The 14,883-nt window shown below is 61.9% G+C and carries 12 protein-coding genes; all 12 read right to left on the bottom strand.

Annotation, left to right across the window (positions count from 1 at the left end; genetic code table 11):
• The 12 genes from AB5Y76_RS02980 to nuoE all read right to left on the bottom strand — a co-directional run bounded on the left by AB5Y76_RS02980 (nucleotide 1) and on the right by nuoE (nucleotide 14,878).
• Nucleotides 1-1,458 carry an HD-GYP domain-containing protein gene (locus AB5Y76_RS02980; RefSeq protein WP_263717376.1) on the bottom strand — a complete coding sequence of 486 codons (1,458 nt, stop codon included), beginning with the start codon at nucleotides 1,456-1,458 and terminating at the stop codon, nucleotides 1-3.
• Nucleotides 1,455-2,591, bottom strand: a complete 1,137-nt coding sequence (locus AB5Y76_RS02975; RefSeq protein WP_263717375.1) for an FIST signal transduction protein — start codon at nucleotides 2,589-2,591, stop codon at nucleotides 1,455-1,457. Before AB5Y76_RS02975 ends, AB5Y76_RS02980 begins: the two co-directional genes overlap by 4 nt.
• 232 nt (nucleotides 2,592-2,823) lie before the next feature.
• Nucleotides 2,824-4,287, bottom strand: a complete 1,464-nt coding sequence (gene nuoN / locus AB5Y76_RS02970) for an NADH-quinone oxidoreductase subunit NuoN (RefSeq protein WP_160880672.1) — start codon at nucleotides 4,285-4,287, stop codon at nucleotides 2,824-2,826.
• Entirely contained in the window at nucleotides 4,284-5,828 is a 1,545-nt protein-coding gene (gene nuoM / locus AB5Y76_RS02965; RefSeq protein WP_005337249.1) for an NADH-quinone oxidoreductase subunit M, read from the bottom strand. Before nuoM ends, nuoN begins: the two co-directional genes overlap by 4 nt.
• A 98-nt stretch (nucleotides 5,829-5,926) precedes the next feature.
• The gene (gene nuoL, locus AB5Y76_RS02960; protein ID WP_263717374.1) at nucleotides 5,927-7,774 is read right to left on the bottom strand and encodes an NADH-quinone oxidoreductase subunit L; all 1,848 of its coding nucleotides are present in this window, start codon (nucleotides 7,772-7,774) and stop codon (nucleotides 5,927-5,929) included.
• Nucleotides 7,771-8,079: an NADH-quinone oxidoreductase subunit NuoK gene (gene nuoK, locus AB5Y76_RS02955; RefSeq protein WP_005337247.1), complete on the bottom strand. Its 309-nt coding sequence runs from the start codon at nucleotides 8,077-8,079 to the stop codon at nucleotides 7,771-7,773. Before nuoK ends, nuoL begins: the two co-directional genes overlap by 4 nt.
• Nucleotides 8,076-8,627, bottom strand: a complete 552-nt coding sequence (gene nuoJ, locus AB5Y76_RS02950; protein WP_263717373.1) for an NADH-quinone oxidoreductase subunit J — start codon at nucleotides 8,625-8,627, stop codon at nucleotides 8,076-8,078. Before nuoJ ends, nuoK begins: the two co-directional genes overlap by 4 nt.
• Nucleotides 8,628-8,637: 10 nt before the next feature.
• The gene (gene nuoI / locus AB5Y76_RS02945; RefSeq protein WP_127006464.1) at nucleotides 8,638-9,180 is read right to left on the bottom strand and encodes an NADH-quinone oxidoreductase subunit NuoI; all 543 of its coding nucleotides are present in this window, start codon (nucleotides 9,178-9,180) and stop codon (nucleotides 8,638-8,640) included.
• Nucleotides 9,181-9,190: 10 nt separating this feature from the next.
• Nucleotides 9,191-10,159: an NADH-quinone oxidoreductase subunit NuoH gene (gene nuoH, locus AB5Y76_RS02940; RefSeq protein ID WP_005337244.1), complete on the bottom strand. Its 969-nt coding sequence runs from the start codon at nucleotides 10,157-10,159 to the stop codon at nucleotides 9,191-9,193.
• A complete protein-coding gene (gene nuoG / locus AB5Y76_RS02935; protein ID WP_263717372.1) occupies nucleotides 10,156-12,912 on the bottom strand; it encodes an NADH-quinone oxidoreductase subunit NuoG in 2,757 nt (918 codons plus the stop codon). Before nuoG ends, nuoH begins: the two co-directional genes overlap by 4 nt.
• A gap of 41 nt (nucleotides 12,913-12,953) precedes the next feature.
• Nucleotides 12,954-14,339 (bottom strand): NADH-quinone oxidoreductase subunit NuoF, encoded by a 1,386-nt coding sequence (gene nuoF, locus AB5Y76_RS02930; protein WP_005351112.1) that lies wholly within the window; start codon nucleotides 14,337-14,339, stop codon nucleotides 12,954-12,956.
• Nucleotides 14,336-14,878, bottom strand: a complete 543-nt coding sequence (gene nuoE, locus AB5Y76_RS02925; protein WP_263717371.1) for an NADH-quinone oxidoreductase subunit NuoE — start codon at nucleotides 14,876-14,878, stop codon at nucleotides 14,336-14,338. The genes nuoF and nuoE overlap by 4 nt, the downstream gene beginning before the upstream one ends.
• Nucleotides 14,879-14,883 lie beyond the last annotated feature (5 nt).

Here is a 14,883-nt window from a genome sequence, read left to right as displayed (position 1 = left end):
TTATCCCGCCTTGTCTGCAAGTTGACTGATGGGAGGGCCGAAGTGGTAGCCGGTCTGCCAGAGCACGATACAGCTGTTGACCACTTTTTCATCGTAATGGATCCCGGCATAGCGGGTCAGTTCGGCAAAGGCGTCACTCAGGGGCATGGCCCGGCGGAACGGGCGATGGGAGGTCATGGCGATCAGCGAGTCGGCCACCCGGATAATGCGCGCCTCCAGGGTAATGGCGTTGCCCGCCAGCCCCTGCGGATAGCCGCTGCCATCGAGGTTTTCGTGGTGCTGCAGCACTATGGTGGCGATGGGCCAGGGGAAGTCGATCTGTTTGAGAATATCGTGGCCGGCCTGGGGGTGCTGCTTGATCAGTTCGAACTCCACCGGCCGCAATTCACGGGGGCGAGTGATGATCTCGGTGGGGATCTGCAGCAGGCCGATATTGTGCACCATGGCCGCCAGTCCCAGCGCATCCAGCCGCTCTTGCCGCAGCTGCATGGCCTGCCCGATGGCCAGTGCCAAATCGCGCACCCTCAGCTCATGGCCCGCACTGTTGCGATCCTTGCGACTGATAGCGCTGGCAAGGGCACTGATGGTCTGGAACAGCAGCTCACGCTGGTGACGCTCGCTCTCCTTGAGGCGGGTGATGTCGACCAGGGTGCCGATGATGCCGGCAACCATCCCCTGATGGTCATAGAAGAGATCCTTGAAACAGATGACCTGATAGCGCATGCCATTGCGGTCATGCAACTGCTGTTCGATGCACTGGGGCTGGCGACTGCGCAGCAACTCGGCTTCCCGCATGCTGTAGGCTTCGGCAAGCCCGACTGGCAGCAGCTCCTCGACCCGTCGACCCAGCAGCGCCTCCTTGCCGATGCCGATCACCTGATTGAAGGCCTGGTTGCAGCCCAGAAACCGCCCTTCGATATCTTTGTAGAACACCGGGATCGGGATAGCCTTGAGCAGGGATTCGTTGAAGTGTTTCAGATCCTTCAGTTCGGCCTGCTGACGCAGGGCGAGCAGCTCGCTGTCCTTGCAGAGGGAAATGGCGCGGGCCAGGTTGCCGAGCACCGGGCTGAACAGATGGCAGACCGGTACGATCTGCTGATGTGGCTGGGGGGCGAGCAGCAAGATGAGATAACCCCCTTCAACCTTGAGCCGATAGGCAAACTGGTAGGGGCGGCTGCCCGGCAGGGGGAGCGTCTGTTGCAGCAGGCAGTGTTCCTCCTCGCTGACCCACCCAGGCAGTGGCAGGGTGGTGCCGGTGTGCTGGCGCAGCTGCTCGTCGCCGATCACCTTGAGCAGCTTGTATCCCTCCCGTTGTTGCTGCAATACCGCGCCAACCGGCGTGGCGCAGTGATGCATAAAACGTTGCAGTACCTTGGTGAGCAGCGCATCCAGCGTCACTTCACGCCCGATGCAGAGCGCCAGATCGCAGACGATGGCCATGGCGTGGTCGTTGTTCATATCAATGCCCCGTTACAGAGAATGGCGCCGTTATGAAATTGGGGGTAATCCCCATGGCGCACGCTGCCAATTTCGCCAAGGGAGAGGGCTCCTGCCAGATCGCCGGCCCCCGAGTGGGTCAGCAGGGTGTGCAGCTCGGTCACTGTCTGCTGGTCGAAGTGCAGCTGGCGTCCCGCGCAGTAGTAGACCTCCAGCAAGTGTGCCCGGGTGAGGGTTTGTTGCTGGTTGAGGCGCCTGGCCAGTGAGCAGGCATGTTCGGTGGCACTCTCTGGCGCCTTCAGCAGGGTGAGGATGCTGTGCTCTGCGACCTCGCCGGCGCAGAGCAGAGCGCCGTCATCGTTTGCCTCGACGGGGATCCTGACAATCACATCCCCGTTGGCCCGCAGCAGGCCCAGTGGCATGTGCACCACGAAACGGTAGAGCTCCTCGCGCACCATAGTGTGCTGGAATTGCTGGCGGATCAGCCCCTGATATTTTTGAAAGGCCGGTTGCCAGTCGATGTAGGCAATCTTGTTCGCTTCACTGCTGGTGGCCAGCATCGGTTGGGCCGAGAGTTGGTAACCATGTTCCAGAAAGGGAAAGCTGTTGCTGGGCAGCAGCGTGCAGGTGACCCCGTAGGCAAGTTGCCGTTGATTATCGAACAGGCAGGCAAGGGGGGTGAAGCTGCCGCTGCCTGCGTTGGCGCCGGCATAGTTGACGCGATTGGCCAGCTGCAGATAAAGCGCATCCAGAATGGAGGCGATATTGGGAATGAGGTTGTCGAAGGTCAGAAACAGGGTTGGTGGCGGCGAAGGGGTTGGCCAGGTGGCCAGCATGTTCTCCACCTGTTCCGCAATCCGGTGGGCAAGGGATGCTGCGCTGGCCTGCGGTGTCAGGGGCAGCAGTGTGGCGTGATAGGGGTTGGCTCTGGGCAGTAGCCAGGCCCCTTGCGGCAACAATCCTTGCGCACCGATCAGCTGGGGGAAAATGGCGCCATCCAGGGCGATGTTGAAGTCGCGGCACAACTGCTGCAACAGGGGAACCTGCGCGCAATCCTGTTCGGCCAGCAGTATGGTCAGCTTGCCTCCTTGCAAGGGTGCCAGCGTGGCGGCCAGTTCTGTCGGGTTAAATTGGCAAACGTAGAGTTGCTTCATCAATCTGAACTCCATTCCAGAATATAACCAATATATCAATAAGGAATTCAAGAGGGTATGAGGATCTCGCCCGGTTCTGGTTGTATGGCAAAAACCATGATGGGCATCACCCAAGCTGACTTATCTGTCATTTGCTGGCTCGCGGAGTGCGCGATGCTGTCGGGCCGGAAATAGAAAACCGGCAGCCAAGGCTGCCGGTTTTGCGGGTAATGAGGGGTAGCGACGGTAAAGGTTACTGCAATACCACGTGCTGGAACCCTTGTACCAGGCTGATGACCGGCTGGGGATAGAGCCCCAGCAACACCACCAGGGCAGCAGAGAGCAGTACCACCACACCACCGGAGGAGAGCGCCCAGTCGGCGCTGGCATCGCGTTGCTGCATGCCCGGTTCGCGCAGATAGAGGGTCACCATCACCTTGAGGTAGTAGTAGAGACCCAGTGCGCTGCCGAGCACGATGGCACCGGAGAGCCACCAGAGCTGCGCCTCGACGGTGACGCCGATGAGGTAGAACTTGCCGATAAAGCCGAGGGTCATCGGGATGCCCGCCAAGGAGAGCATCATCACCGTCAGCACGGCAGTCAGATAGGGGCGCTTCCAGAACAGGCCGCGATAGCTGTGCAGGGAGTCGGCATCCTTGCCGCGATAGGGGCTCGACATCATGCTCACCACCCCAAAGGCACCCAGGCTGGTGAACAGATACATCAGCAGGTAGACCCCGGCTGCTTCCACCGGCATCTGGCCGAATCGGCTCGCCACGATCACCGCCAGCAGGTAACCGAAGTGGGAGATGGAGGAGTAACCCAGCATCCGTTTGACGTTGGTCTGCACCAAGGCCAGCAGGTTGCCGACCAAGATGGAGATGACCGCCATGGCTGCCAGCAGCCAGTGGATCATGGGATCGCTCGCCGCCGGTACCGCCAGATAGAAGCGCAGCAGCACGGCAAAGACCGCCACCTTGCTAACGGTGGCGAGGAAGGTGGCGACCGGTGCCGGGGCACCTTCGTAGACATCCGGGGTCCAGAGGTGGAAGGGGGCCAGCGACAATTTAAAGGCAAAGCCGACCAGCATTAACCCCAAACCGCCCATCAGCAGCGGATGGTGAGCCGGGCTCTCGGCCAGGGTCTGCCCCAGGGCGGCAAAGCTCAGGCTGCCTGCCTGTGCATAGAGCAGCGCCATGCCAAACAGCAGGAAGGCGGTGGCTGCGGCAGAGAGCACCATGTATTTCACCGCGGCTTCCAGCGAGTGACGCTCGCGGTAGGCGTAACCCACCAGACCGAACATCGGCAGGGTCAGCATCTCGATCCCGATAAAGAGAGAGGCGAGGTGACGGGAGCAGGCCAGCACCAGACCACCAGCGGTGGCGATCAGCAGCAGCAGGAAGAACTCCTCCCGGTTGTCCGGGTAGGCTTTCAGCCACGATTGACCGAAGGTGCAGGTGGCCAGGGCGCCGATGAGCACCAGTCCCATGTAGAAGACGGCGTAACTGTCCACTTGCAGCAGCGGGGTGACTCCCTGATCTCCTTGCGCCATGACGATGGGCAGGGAGAAGAGCGCCAGGTTGAGACCAATGATGGTGACGGTAAAGGCGGTAGTGACACAGCGGCGCCACGCGATGGCCAGCATCAGGGCCGCCATGGCCCCGGTGGTCAGCAGCAGGGGAAGCAGTGCCAGCAGTTGGGAAGCGGAGAAAGTCATTGCAGAGCTCCAGCAGTTGGCAGCAGATACCAGTGCAGCACGTTGATAAGGCTGCTGCTGGCGGTATCAATCACGGGTTGGGGATAGAGGCCAAGCAGAACCAGCAGGCCCGCAATCACCATCATCATGGTCAGCTCGCGGCGATCCAGTCCCTTGAGCATGCTCTCATCCTTGGCGGGGCCAAAGCAGGCGCGCTGCAACATGATGAGGGAGTAGACCGAGGCCAGTACCAGACCGAAGGTGGCGACCGCCGTGATAACCGGGGCAACCTGGAAGCTGCCGACCAGGATCAGGAACTCGCCGACGAAGTTGCCGGTGCCCGGCATGCCCAGAGAGGCCACCGAGAAGAACAGCATCACGCCGGGCAGATAGCGCAGGCGTCCCCACAGGCCGCCCATCTGGCGGAGATCCCGGGTATGCAACCGCTCGTAGAGCTGACCGCAGAGGATAAAGAGACCGGCAGCCGAGAGACCGTGGGCGATCATCTGCACAACGGCGCCCTGCAGGGCCAGCTCGCTACCCGAGTAGATGGCGATCATCACAAAGCCCATGTGGGAGATGCTGGTGTAGGCTACCAGCCGTTTGATGTCGGTCTGGGCAAAGGCCACGATGGCACCGTAGACGATACCGATCAGGCCAAGCACCATGGCGTAGGGGGCAAATTCGGCGGACGCCTCGGGGAAGAGCGGCAAGGCAAAACGCAGCAGACCGTAGGCGGCGGTTTTGAGCAAAATACCGGCGAGATCCACCGAACCTGCAGTCGGCGCCTGACTGTGGGCATCCGGCAGCCAGCCGTGCAGCGGCACCAGCGGCATCTTGACCGCGAAGGCGATAAAGAAGCCCAGCATCAGCAGCCACTGAACGCCCTTGCTCATCGGGGTATTGAGCAGCTCCAGATAGTTGAAGGTGAAGACTCCGGTGGCATGCTGGTGGGTCAGCACCAGCCCGATGATGGCCACCAGCATGATAAGGCCCGAAACCTGGGTGTAGATGAAGAACTTGGTCGCCGCATTGATCCGTGATTTGCCGTCAGTGACCGAGTGGCCCCAGAGCGCAATCAGGAAGTACATGGGGACCAGCATCATCTCCCAGAAGAAGAAGAAGAGGAACAGGTCCAGCGCCATAAAGACCCCGAGCACGCCGCCCAGGATCCAGAGCAGGTTGAGGTGGAAGAAGCCGATGCGCTGCACGATCTCTTTCCACGAACAAAGAATGGCCAGCACCCCGATAAAGCAGGTGAGGATAACCATCAAGAGCGACAGGCCATCCACCGCCAGATGCAAAGAGATGCCGAAGCGGGGGATCCACGGCAGGCGCCACTCGGCGGCCCAGGCGGAGGCTGCACCGGAGACGCCCGCGCTGTCTAGGCCCGTGGTGGCAAGGGAGAAATCACCACTTAGCCAGATGGCACAGGAGAGCAGCAGGCTGGCGCTCATGGAGAGCAGGGCAACCCAGCGGACAAACTGCCCGCCGAGACGCTCCATCTGCCAGCAGAGCAAGCCGCCGATAAAAGGAATTAGCAAGATCCAGAGTAAGGTCACGGTATCAGCTCTCGTTCAAGTTCATATGAGATTGCGCTCCCTGTTCCATCAGGGAGAGCAAACAGCCTGGCTGTATGATTGTCCGGTTGTTCATCGCGTTACCCCAGCAGCAACAGCGCCAGCACCAGCACGGCGCCGATCCCCATGGAGGCAGCATACCAGCGCAACTTGCCGGTCACGGTCCAGGCCAGCAGCTGGTTGCCACGCAGGGCAAGCCAGGCGGGCAGGCCCATCATCCAGTCCAGCGGGTCGCGGGCCAGCAGTCGGGTCGCAAGCAGATAGGGCTTGACCCACAGCTGGTCATAGAGCCAGTCAAAGCCCCAAGCGTTGAACCAGAGGGGGCTGAGCAGGCGGCCCGGCGCGCTGTTGGCAATGGAGGTGGCCAGACGGCGCTCACCAAGGAACAGAAACGCGGCCAGCGCAATGCCTGCGATGGCGATGATGCCGGAGGTGATTTCCAGTGCATGGCGCCCCTCTTCGATATGATCACCAGGGCCTGCGGGTAGTACACCTGCCAGTGGCGGGGTGATCAGCGCGCCTATGCCGGTGGAGAGCACCAGCAATACCAGCAGCGGCAGATGGTGAGCCAGACCGTGACCAGCGTGGGCTTTGGTCTGCTCTTTGCCATGGAAGGCGATAAAGATCAGCCGGAAGGTGTAAAGCGAGGTGAGGAATGCCCCCGCCAGACCGGCCCACAGCAGCGCGCTTTGGCCAGAGGCTTCTACTTGCCACAGGATGGCGTCCTTACTGTAGAAACCGGAAGTGACCAGCGGCAACGCCGCCAGCGCCGAGCCCCCCACCAGGAAACAGGCATAGACCAGTGGCAGACTCTTGCGCAGGCCGCCCATCTTGAAGATGTTCTGCTCATGGTGGCAGGCGTTGATCACGGCACCGGCGGAGAGGAACAGCAGCGCCTTGAAGAAGGCGTGGGTCATCAGGTGGAAGATGGCCCCTTGCCATGCGCCGACACCCAGTGCCAGAAACATGTAGCCAATCTGGCTCATGGTGGAGTAGGCGAGGATCCGCTTGATATCGGTCTGAACCAGCGCGGCGAAGCCTGCCAGCACCAGGGTGATGGCGCCAACCAGCCCGACCAGATGGAGGATCTCCGGGGCGAGCAGGAACAGGCCATGGGTGCGGGCAATCAGGTAGACACCGGCGGTCACCATGGTGGCGGCGTGGATCAGCGCGGAGACCGGAGTCGGGCCAGCCATCGCATCTGCCAACCAGGTTTGCAGCGGCAGCTGGGCCGATTTGCCGACCGCGCCGCCCAAGAGCATCAGGCAGGCCAGTGACAGGGCAGGGGAGCCCTCGGCAAACAGGGTCGGGGCACGCACCAGCAGCTCGTGGATATTGAGGGTGCCCAGCTCCCGATAGAGGATAAACAGGCCGATGGCGAGGAAGACATCACCCACCCGGGTCACGACAAATGCCTTGAGGGCCGCCGCTCCGTTCTTGCGATCCTTGTAGTAGAAGCCGATCAGCAGATAGCTGCACAGCCCTACCCCTTCCCAGCCGAGGTAGACAAACAGCAGGTCATCGGCCAGCACCAAAAACAGCATGCTGGCGATAAAGAGGTTGGTGTAGGTGAAGAAGCGGGAGTAACCCTCTTCCCCGCGCATATACCAGGAGGCGAACAGGTGGATAAAGAAACCGACCCCAGTCACCACCCCCAGCATGGTCAGCGACAGGCCATCCAGTGCCAGCGAGAAGCTCGGGGTAAAGTTGCCCACCGCCATCCATTGCCACAGGCGCTGGATATAGACGCCTCCCTCAGGCGGGTTGCCCAGAAAGTCGATGCCGACCCACAGGGTAGTGAGGGCCGACAGGCCAATGGAGCCAACCCCGATCAGCGCCGAGGTACGCTCACCAAACCGGCCGAGGGAGAAGGCCAACACCAGCCATCCCAGCAGCGGAAATAGAAAAGTCAGATATAAGAGGCTCATCCGCGCATCTCGCTCACAGTGTCCACGTTCAGGGTGTGGTAACGACGATAGAGCAGCAGTAACAGGGCAAGGCCGATACTGGCCTCCGCTGCCGCCAGAGAAATCACCAGGATATACATGATCTGGCCATCGGCTTGGGCCCAGCGGCTACCCGCCACCACAAACGCCAGTGCCGAGGCATTCATCATGATCTCGATACTCATCAGGATGTAGAGCAGGTTGCGGCGGATCAGCAGACCGCACAAGCCGATGCAGAAGAGCACCGCGGCCAGCAGGAGGCCGTGCTCCATAGGGATTCCATTCATTGCTGACCTCCTTCTTGTGCAGAGCGGGAAGCAGAGCGCGGGACGGAGAGCACTTCACCGCTCTTCTCTTCCCGACCCAGGTGATAGGCGGTTACCAGACCCGCCAGCAGCAGGATGGAGGCAAGCTCCACCGCCAGCACATAGGGGCCAAAGAGTTCGACACCCACCTGCTTGGCGGTCACCTCGGTCACTCCGATCAGGCCCCCGGTCACCCCGAGAATGCCGTGGGCCAGAAAGCCCAGCAGGATCAGCGAGAGCAGGGCTGGGCCCCCCCAGGTCATGGGGGTGAGCCACTTTTTCTCCTGCGCCTGGGCACTCCCCAGGTTCAGCATCATCACCACGAACACGAACAGCACCATGATGGCGCCGGCGTAGACGATCACCTGCAGGGCGCCTGCAAAGGCGGCACCCAGGCAGAAGAAGATCATGGCCACGGCGATGAGGGAGATGATGAGATTGAGCAGCGCATGCATCGGATTGCTGGTGCTGATCACCCGCAGCGTGCTGTAAACGGCCACCAGGGCCGAGGCATAAAATGCCAGTTCCATGATTGACTCCTCAGGGCAGCAGGCTCTTGACATCGATGGGCTTGGCTTCGTTTTCGGCATCCCCTTTCGGCTTGCCGTCGATGGCCATCCCGCTCATGCGATAGAAGTTGTAGTCCGGGTATTTGCCGGGCCCGCTGATCAGCAGATCCTCCTTCTCGTACACCAGATCCTGGCGGCGATACTCACCCATCTCGAAATCCGGCGTCAGCTGGATGGCGGTAGTGGGGCAAGCCTCTTCGCACAGGCCGCAGAAGATGCAGCGAGAGAAGTTGATGCGAAAAAACTCCGGATACCAGCGACCATCTTCACGTTCTGACTTTTGCAGCGAGATGCAGCCGACCGGGCAGGCAACCGCGCAGAGGTTGCAGGCCACGCAGCGCTCGTCCCCGTCGGGGTCGCGGGTCAGCACGATGCGGCCGCGGTAGCGGGGGGCCGCATAGACCGTCTGCTCCGGATAGCTCAGGGTTTCACGGGGCCGCCAGGCATGGGAGAAGACCATGGCCAGGCTGCGTAACTGGGTGCCGACACCCTGAATAATGCTAACAATTTTCATAATGAGTGCCTCACTGCGTACTTATCAGTACAACTGCCGCGGTGACCAGCATATTGATCAGGGTCAGCGGCAAGCAGACTTTCCAGCCAAACGACATCACCTGGTCAAAGCGCGGGCGAGGCAGGGAAGCCCGCAGCAGGATGAAGAACACCATGAAACAGGCGGTCTTCAGGGCAAACCAGATAAAGGGGGGCAGCCAGGGGCCGTGCCAGCCACCGAAGAAGAGGGTCACGATGAGCGAGGAGATCAGCACGATGCCGATATATTCGCCCACGAAGAAGAGACCCCACTTCATCCCCGCATACTCGATGTGATAGCCGTCGGCGAGCTCCTGCTCGGCTTCCGGCTGATCGAACGGGTGACGGTGGGTGACGGCGACACCGGCAAACAGGAAGGTGACAAAGCCCAGAATTTGGGGCACCACGTTCCACAAATCTGCCTGTGCCTCGACGATATCCCGCAGGTTGAAGCTGCCTGTCTGGATGACGATGCCCATCAGCGACAAGCCCAAGAACACCTCGTAGGAGAGGGTCTGGGCCGAGGCGCGCAAGCTGCCAAGCAGGGAGTATTTGTTGTTGCTCGACCAACCGGCGAACAGCACGGCATAGACCGCCAGCCCCGCGATGGCCAGGATGTAGAGCAGCCCCACGTTGAGATCCGCCACGCCCCAGGTGGGGGTGATGGGCACCACCGCAAACGCCAGAATAAAGGCGGTAAAGGCGATGATGGGGGCCAGGATAAAGATCCGGCGATCGGCAAACGGCGGGATCCAGTCCTCCTTGAAGAACATCTTGATCATGTCGGCGGCCAGCTGGAGCAGACCAAACGGCCCCACCCGGTTGGGGCCGTAGCGATCCTGCCACAGTGCCAGCAGACGGCGCTCGATGAAGCTCATGAAGGCGCCAGCCCCCACGATCCCCACCAGCACGATCAGTGCCTTGCCCACCTCCAGCAACAGATCGATCAGCGACTCGCTCATGCGATCACCTCCTGCAGGTTAGTGATTGAGGCTTGTTGCAGGGCCGTCGGCAGGCCGTTCACCCCAAGGGGGAGCCCCACCAGACCGGCGCTCAGTTGCTCGCTAAGCCGCAGACGCAGTTGCCAGTGGCTACCGCCCCAGGAGAAGGAGACCTGACTGCCCCCGTGGAGGGCCAGACGATGCGCATCAAGGGGATTGAGCACCAGCTCGGGTTCGTTCATCCGGGCCTGAATGACCGGGCTGCGAGCGGAGAGCTCCTCGCCGCCAAACAGCTGGGCATAATTGACCACTTGCAGCGCCTCTGCGGCCTTGAAGGGGGCAGGGATGGTGGTGAACCAGCCGAGCAGCTCCTTGCCTTCTGCCTGCGGGTCTGTTGCTTCCAGCAGACGGCGACCCGGATCGCCAGCACGCAGTTTGCCACCCACTTCATCCTGGAACTTGTTCCAGGCGGAGGGAGAGTTCCAGCCCGGCGCCCAGGCGAACGGTACTTGTGGCAGCGGCTGACGGGCTCCGGCATACCCTTCCATGGAGAAGTTGAAGGGGGAGTCGGGATCTTGCGCTACCCGCGGTTCGCTGACGTTCTGATCCGCCAGCATGGAGGTGCGACCACTGTAGCGGTGTGGCTCACGGGCCAGCCGCATGCCACGGATCCGCAAGCCTGCGTTGGGCGCCGCTTCCAGCATGGTAGCGAGCAGCGGATTGCTGGTGGCGCAGTCATGGTTGACCTGGTCAAAGTTCTGCCAGCGCAGCGGCTTGCGTTCGATCGCCCCTTGCAGCGCCGCCAGCCAGCGCCACCCTTCACGCACCTGAATATCGGCGTTGTAAAAGGCGGGTGCATAGACCTGGAAGAAGCGCTGGGCGCGCCCTTCCATGTTCACCAGGGTGCCATCGGCTTCGGCAAAACTGGCCGCTGGCAGCACCAGATCAGCCTTGTTGGCGGTCGGGGTCGCCTGATGGTCGATGACCAGCAGGTGCTGCAGCCGTACCAGTGCAGCATCCACCCGGTTGCGCGGCGCGCGGCGGTAAAGATCGTTCTCCAGGGCAACCAGCGCCAACCCCTCTTCTGACTCGATACGCGCAAGGGCGGCTTCGAGCGGCTTGTCTGACAAGGTTTGAGCGCCCAGCATGGCCAGACCCAGCGAGTTGGCCTCCTGGCCAACCAGCGCGATGCTGGCTTCCAGTCCTCGGCCTTTCAGGGCGTGGGCAATGTTGCTGGCCGCCTCAAGCAGCGCCACATCGCGGGCACTGGAGCCTGCAATGATGAGCGGCTTCTTGGCGTTGCCGAGCAGCTCGGCCCAGCGAGCCGCTTGTGCCTGCTGTTCGGGGCAGAGGTCGGCCACGGCCGGTGCGGCCGGGTCGAGTAGGTTGGCGATGGCAAAGCCAAGGCGCGCCTGATTGGCATAGGGGGCGTGCAGCGTGTCGGCCGCCACATCGTCAAGACGGGTGGTGTCGAGGCTGGTGATGAGCAGCGGGTAGCGCTCGTTCTGGCCCAGGGTCTGAACGGCGGCGACTTGCCACAGATCCACCTTCATCTTGCGGGCCAGCTCGCGGGCCTTGCCCTTGACGGCTTGGCGCAGCGCCAACGCGATACGGGCTGCGCTCATGGTGACATCCTCGCCGAGCAGCAGAATGGCGTCGGCCTCTTCCATGTCCCGCAGGCTCGGAGTCGGCACGCCGCCCTGTTGCAGGATCTGCAGCATCTTCAGCTGACAGGCCCACTCGGCCTGCTCGACGCCTGCGTAGAAGTTGTTTTCACCCACCAGCTCGCGCAGGGCAAAGTTGCTCTCCAGCGAGGCGCGGGGCGAGCCGATGCCGATGAGGCCGCGGGCCGTGCGCAGGGCATCGGCGGCTCGGTTGAGGGCGCCATCGACCGTGATGGTCAGCTGGTCGTTGCCATCTTTGAGCAGTGGTTGGCGCGGGCGGTCGGCCAGATTGACGTAGCCATAGCCAAAGCGGCCACGGTCACAGAGGAAGTAGTGGTTGACGCTGCCGTGGAAGCGGTTTTCGATGCGGCGCAGCTCGCCATAACGCTCGCCCGGGCTGATGTTGCAACCCACGGAGCATTGCTGGCAGATGCTGGGGGCAAACTGCATGTCCCACTTGCGGTTGTAGCGCTCGGAGTGAGTCTTGTCGGTGAAAACGCCGGTGGGGCAGACCTCCACCAGGTTACCGGAAAATTCGCTCTCCAGGGTGCCATCCTCGACCCGTCCGAAATAGACGTTGTCGTGGGCACCGTAGACGCCAAGATCCGCGCCACCGGCATAATCCTTGTAGTAGCGGACGCAGCGGTAGCAGGCGATGCAGCGGTTCATCTCGTGACCGATGAAGGGGCCCAGCTCCTGATTCTGGTGGGTGCGTTTGGTGAAGCGGTAGCGCCGGCTGTTGTGGCCGGTCATCACCGTCATGTCCTGCAGGTGGCAGGCGCCGCCCTCTTCACACACCGGGCAGTCGTGGGGGTGGTTGGTCATCAGCCACTCCACCACGCTCTTGCGAAATTCTTTAGCCTCTTCATCCTCGATGGCGATGTAGCTGCCATCGGTGGCCGGGGTCATGCAGGACATGACCAGACGGCCGCGCTTGTCATCGGCATTCTGATACTGTTTCACCGCACACTGGCGGCAGGCGCCAACGCTACCCAGCGCCGGATGCCAGCAGAAATAGGGGACGTCCAGACCCAGCGACAGACAGGCTTGCAGTAGGTTATCTGCTCCGTCTACCTCGTACTCTTTGCCGTCTACATAAATGGTTGCCATACAACTTCCCTGAAACCTGTTTTGTGAAATCTGTGGTGTCGTTACCAGCGCTCGCCCAGCAGATTGGGCTGGATCCCTTTGACCGGCTTGCGGTTATCACCGCTGCCTTTGATCCCGGCCTCGAATTCGGAGCGGAAATATTTGATGGCGCTGGCCAGCGGCTCAACGGCGCCCGGAGCATGGGCGCAGAATGTCTTGCCCGGGCCAAGGAAACCGCAGAGTTGCTCCAGGGTCGCCAGATCGCCGGATTGCCCTTCGCCACGTTCCAGTGCCCGCAGCAGCTTGACGCTCCAGGGCAGGCCGTCGCGGCAGGGCGTGCACCAGCCACACGACTCGCGGGCGAAGAACTCCTCCATGTTGCGCAGCAGGGAGACCATGCTGATGGAGTCATCCACCGCCATGGCGAGGCCAGTCCCCATCCGGGTACCTACCTTGCCGATACCGGCGGTATACATCTGGGCATCGAGGTGCTCCGGCAGCAGGAAGCCGGTGCCCGCGCCGCCCGGTTGCCAGGCTTTCAGGCGATAGCCGCTCTTCATGCCGCCGGCGTAATTTTCAAACAGCTCGCGGGCGGTGATGCCAAAGGGCAGCTCCCAGACCCCGGGGTTGTTCACCTTGCCGGAGAAGCCCATCAGCTTGGTGCCGTGATCTTCCGAGCCCGGCAGCGCCAGCCCGTGATACCAGGCGACTCCGTTGCCGATAATGGCGGGCACGTTGCAGAGGGTTTCGACGTTGTTGACGCAGGTGGGTTTGCCCCAGACACCTGAGACGGCGGGGAAGGGGGGTTTGGCACGCGGGTTGGCGCGGCGCCCTTCCAGCGAATTGATCAACGCCGTCTCTTCACCACAGATGTAGCGGCCGGCGCCGGTGTGGACGAACAGCTCGAAGTCAAAACCGGATCCCAGAATGTTCTTGCCCAGCAGACCGGCGGCCTTTGCCTCTTCCACCGCGCGGCGCAGGTGGATGGCAGCATCCACATACTCGCCGCGCAGGAAGATATAGCCGCGATAGGCCTTGAGCGCCCGGGCACTGATGATCATCCCCTCGATCAGCAGATGGGGCAGTTGCTCCATCAGCAGGCGATCTTTCCAGGTGTTGGGCTCCATCTCGTCGGCGTTGCAGAGCAGGTAACGGATGTTCATGCTCTCATCTTTGGGCATCAGCCCCCACTTCACGCCAGTGGGGAAGCCCGCACCGCCGCGCCCCTTGAGACCGGCATCCTTGACGGTGCTGACAATCTCGTCCGGGCTCATCTGGCCGAGTGCCTTGCGGGCGGCTTCATAGCCCTGTTTGGCCTGATACTCCTCCAGCCACACCGGCTGGCCGTCATCCCGCAGCCGCCAGGTGAGCGGGTGGGTCTCGGCGGTGCGGGCCGTGCGGTTGGCGGTGCCAAGAGAGGCGAGGATCTTGTTCTGCGGCAGGCTCATGGGTAAGCCTCCAGGGTTTTCAGCAAGGTCACCGGATCGAGGCCGCCATAGGTGTCGTCATCGATCATGATCGCTGGCCCCTTGTCGCAGTTGCCAAGGCAGCAGACCGGCAGCAGGGTGAAGCGGCCATCCGGGGTGGTTTGACCGGGGCCGAGGTTCATCACCTCCTTGAGACCGGCCAGCAGATCTTCATGGCCATTGATGTAGCAGACCATGCTGTCGCAGACGCGGATGATGTGGCGCCCCACCGGCTGGCGGAAGATCTGGCTATAGAAGGTGGCAACCCCCTCCACGTCGCTGGCGGGAATGCCGAGCTCGGCCGCGATGGCGTGAATGGCGCCGTTGGGTACCCAGCCTCTGGCCTGCTGCACGATCTTGAGCGCTTCGATGCTGGCGGCGCGTGGATCTTCGTAGTGGTGTTTCTCGTGTTCGATGGCATCGCGTTCAGCCTGGCTCAGAACGAAGTCGTCCTGTTTGCTGCTGCATGCCCCTTGCCCCTGTGGGGTCTGATTATTGTGACACTGACATTGCTGGCTCATGACTT

The sequence above is a fragment of the Aeromonas sp. R1-2 genome (assembly GCF_040908505.1).
Lineage (GTDB): Bacteria > Pseudomonadota > Gammaproteobacteria > Enterobacterales > Aeromonadaceae > Aeromonas > Aeromonas veronii.
This window is presented reverse-complemented; position numbering and strand designations above follow the sequence as displayed.

What these genes read in the sequence shown, in the direction of transcription:
- nuoN (WP_160880672.1), bottom strand. Translation starts at nt 4,287, where the DNA reads ATGACTTTCTCCGCTTCCCAACTGCTGGCACTGCTTCCCCTGCTGCTG.
- nuoE (WP_263717371.1), bottom strand. Translation starts at nt 14,878, where the DNA reads ATGAGCCAGCAATGTCAGTGTCACAATAATCAGACCCCACAGGGGCAA.
- nuoJ (WP_263717373.1), bottom strand. Translation starts at nt 8,627, where the DNA reads ATGGAACTGGCATTTTATGCCTCGGCCCTGGTGGCCGTTTACAGCACG.
- nuoI (WP_127006464.1), bottom strand. Translation starts at nt 9,180, where the DNA reads ATGAAAATTGTTAGCATTATTCAGGGTGTCGGCACCCAGTTACGCAGC.
- nuoF (WP_005351112.1), bottom strand. Translation starts at nt 14,339, where the DNA reads ATGAGCCTGCCGCAGAACAAGATCCTCGCCTCTCTTGGCACCGCCAAC.
- AB5Y76_RS02975 (WP_263717375.1), bottom strand. Translation starts at nt 2,591, where the DNA reads ATGAAGCAACTCTACGTTTGCCAATTTAACCCGACAGAACTGGCCGCC.
- nuoH (WP_005337244.1), bottom strand. Translation starts at nt 10,159, where the DNA reads ATGAGCGAGTCGCTGATCGATCTGTTGCTGGAGGTGGGCAAGGCACTG.
- nuoK (WP_005337247.1), bottom strand. Translation starts at nt 8,079, where the DNA reads ATGAATGGAATCCCTATGGAGCACGGCCTCCTGCTGGCCGCGGTGCTC.
- nuoL (WP_263717374.1), bottom strand. Translation starts at nt 7,774, where the DNA reads ATGAGCCTCTTATATCTGACTTTTCTATTTCCGCTGCTGGGATGGCTG.
- AB5Y76_RS02980 (WP_263717376.1), bottom strand. Translation starts at nt 1,458, where the DNA reads ATGAACAACGACCACGCCATGGCCATCGTCTGCGATCTGGCGCTCTGC.
- nuoG (WP_263717372.1), bottom strand. Translation starts at nt 12,912, where the DNA reads ATGGCAACCATTTATGTAGACGGCAAAGAGTACGAGGTAGACGGAGCA.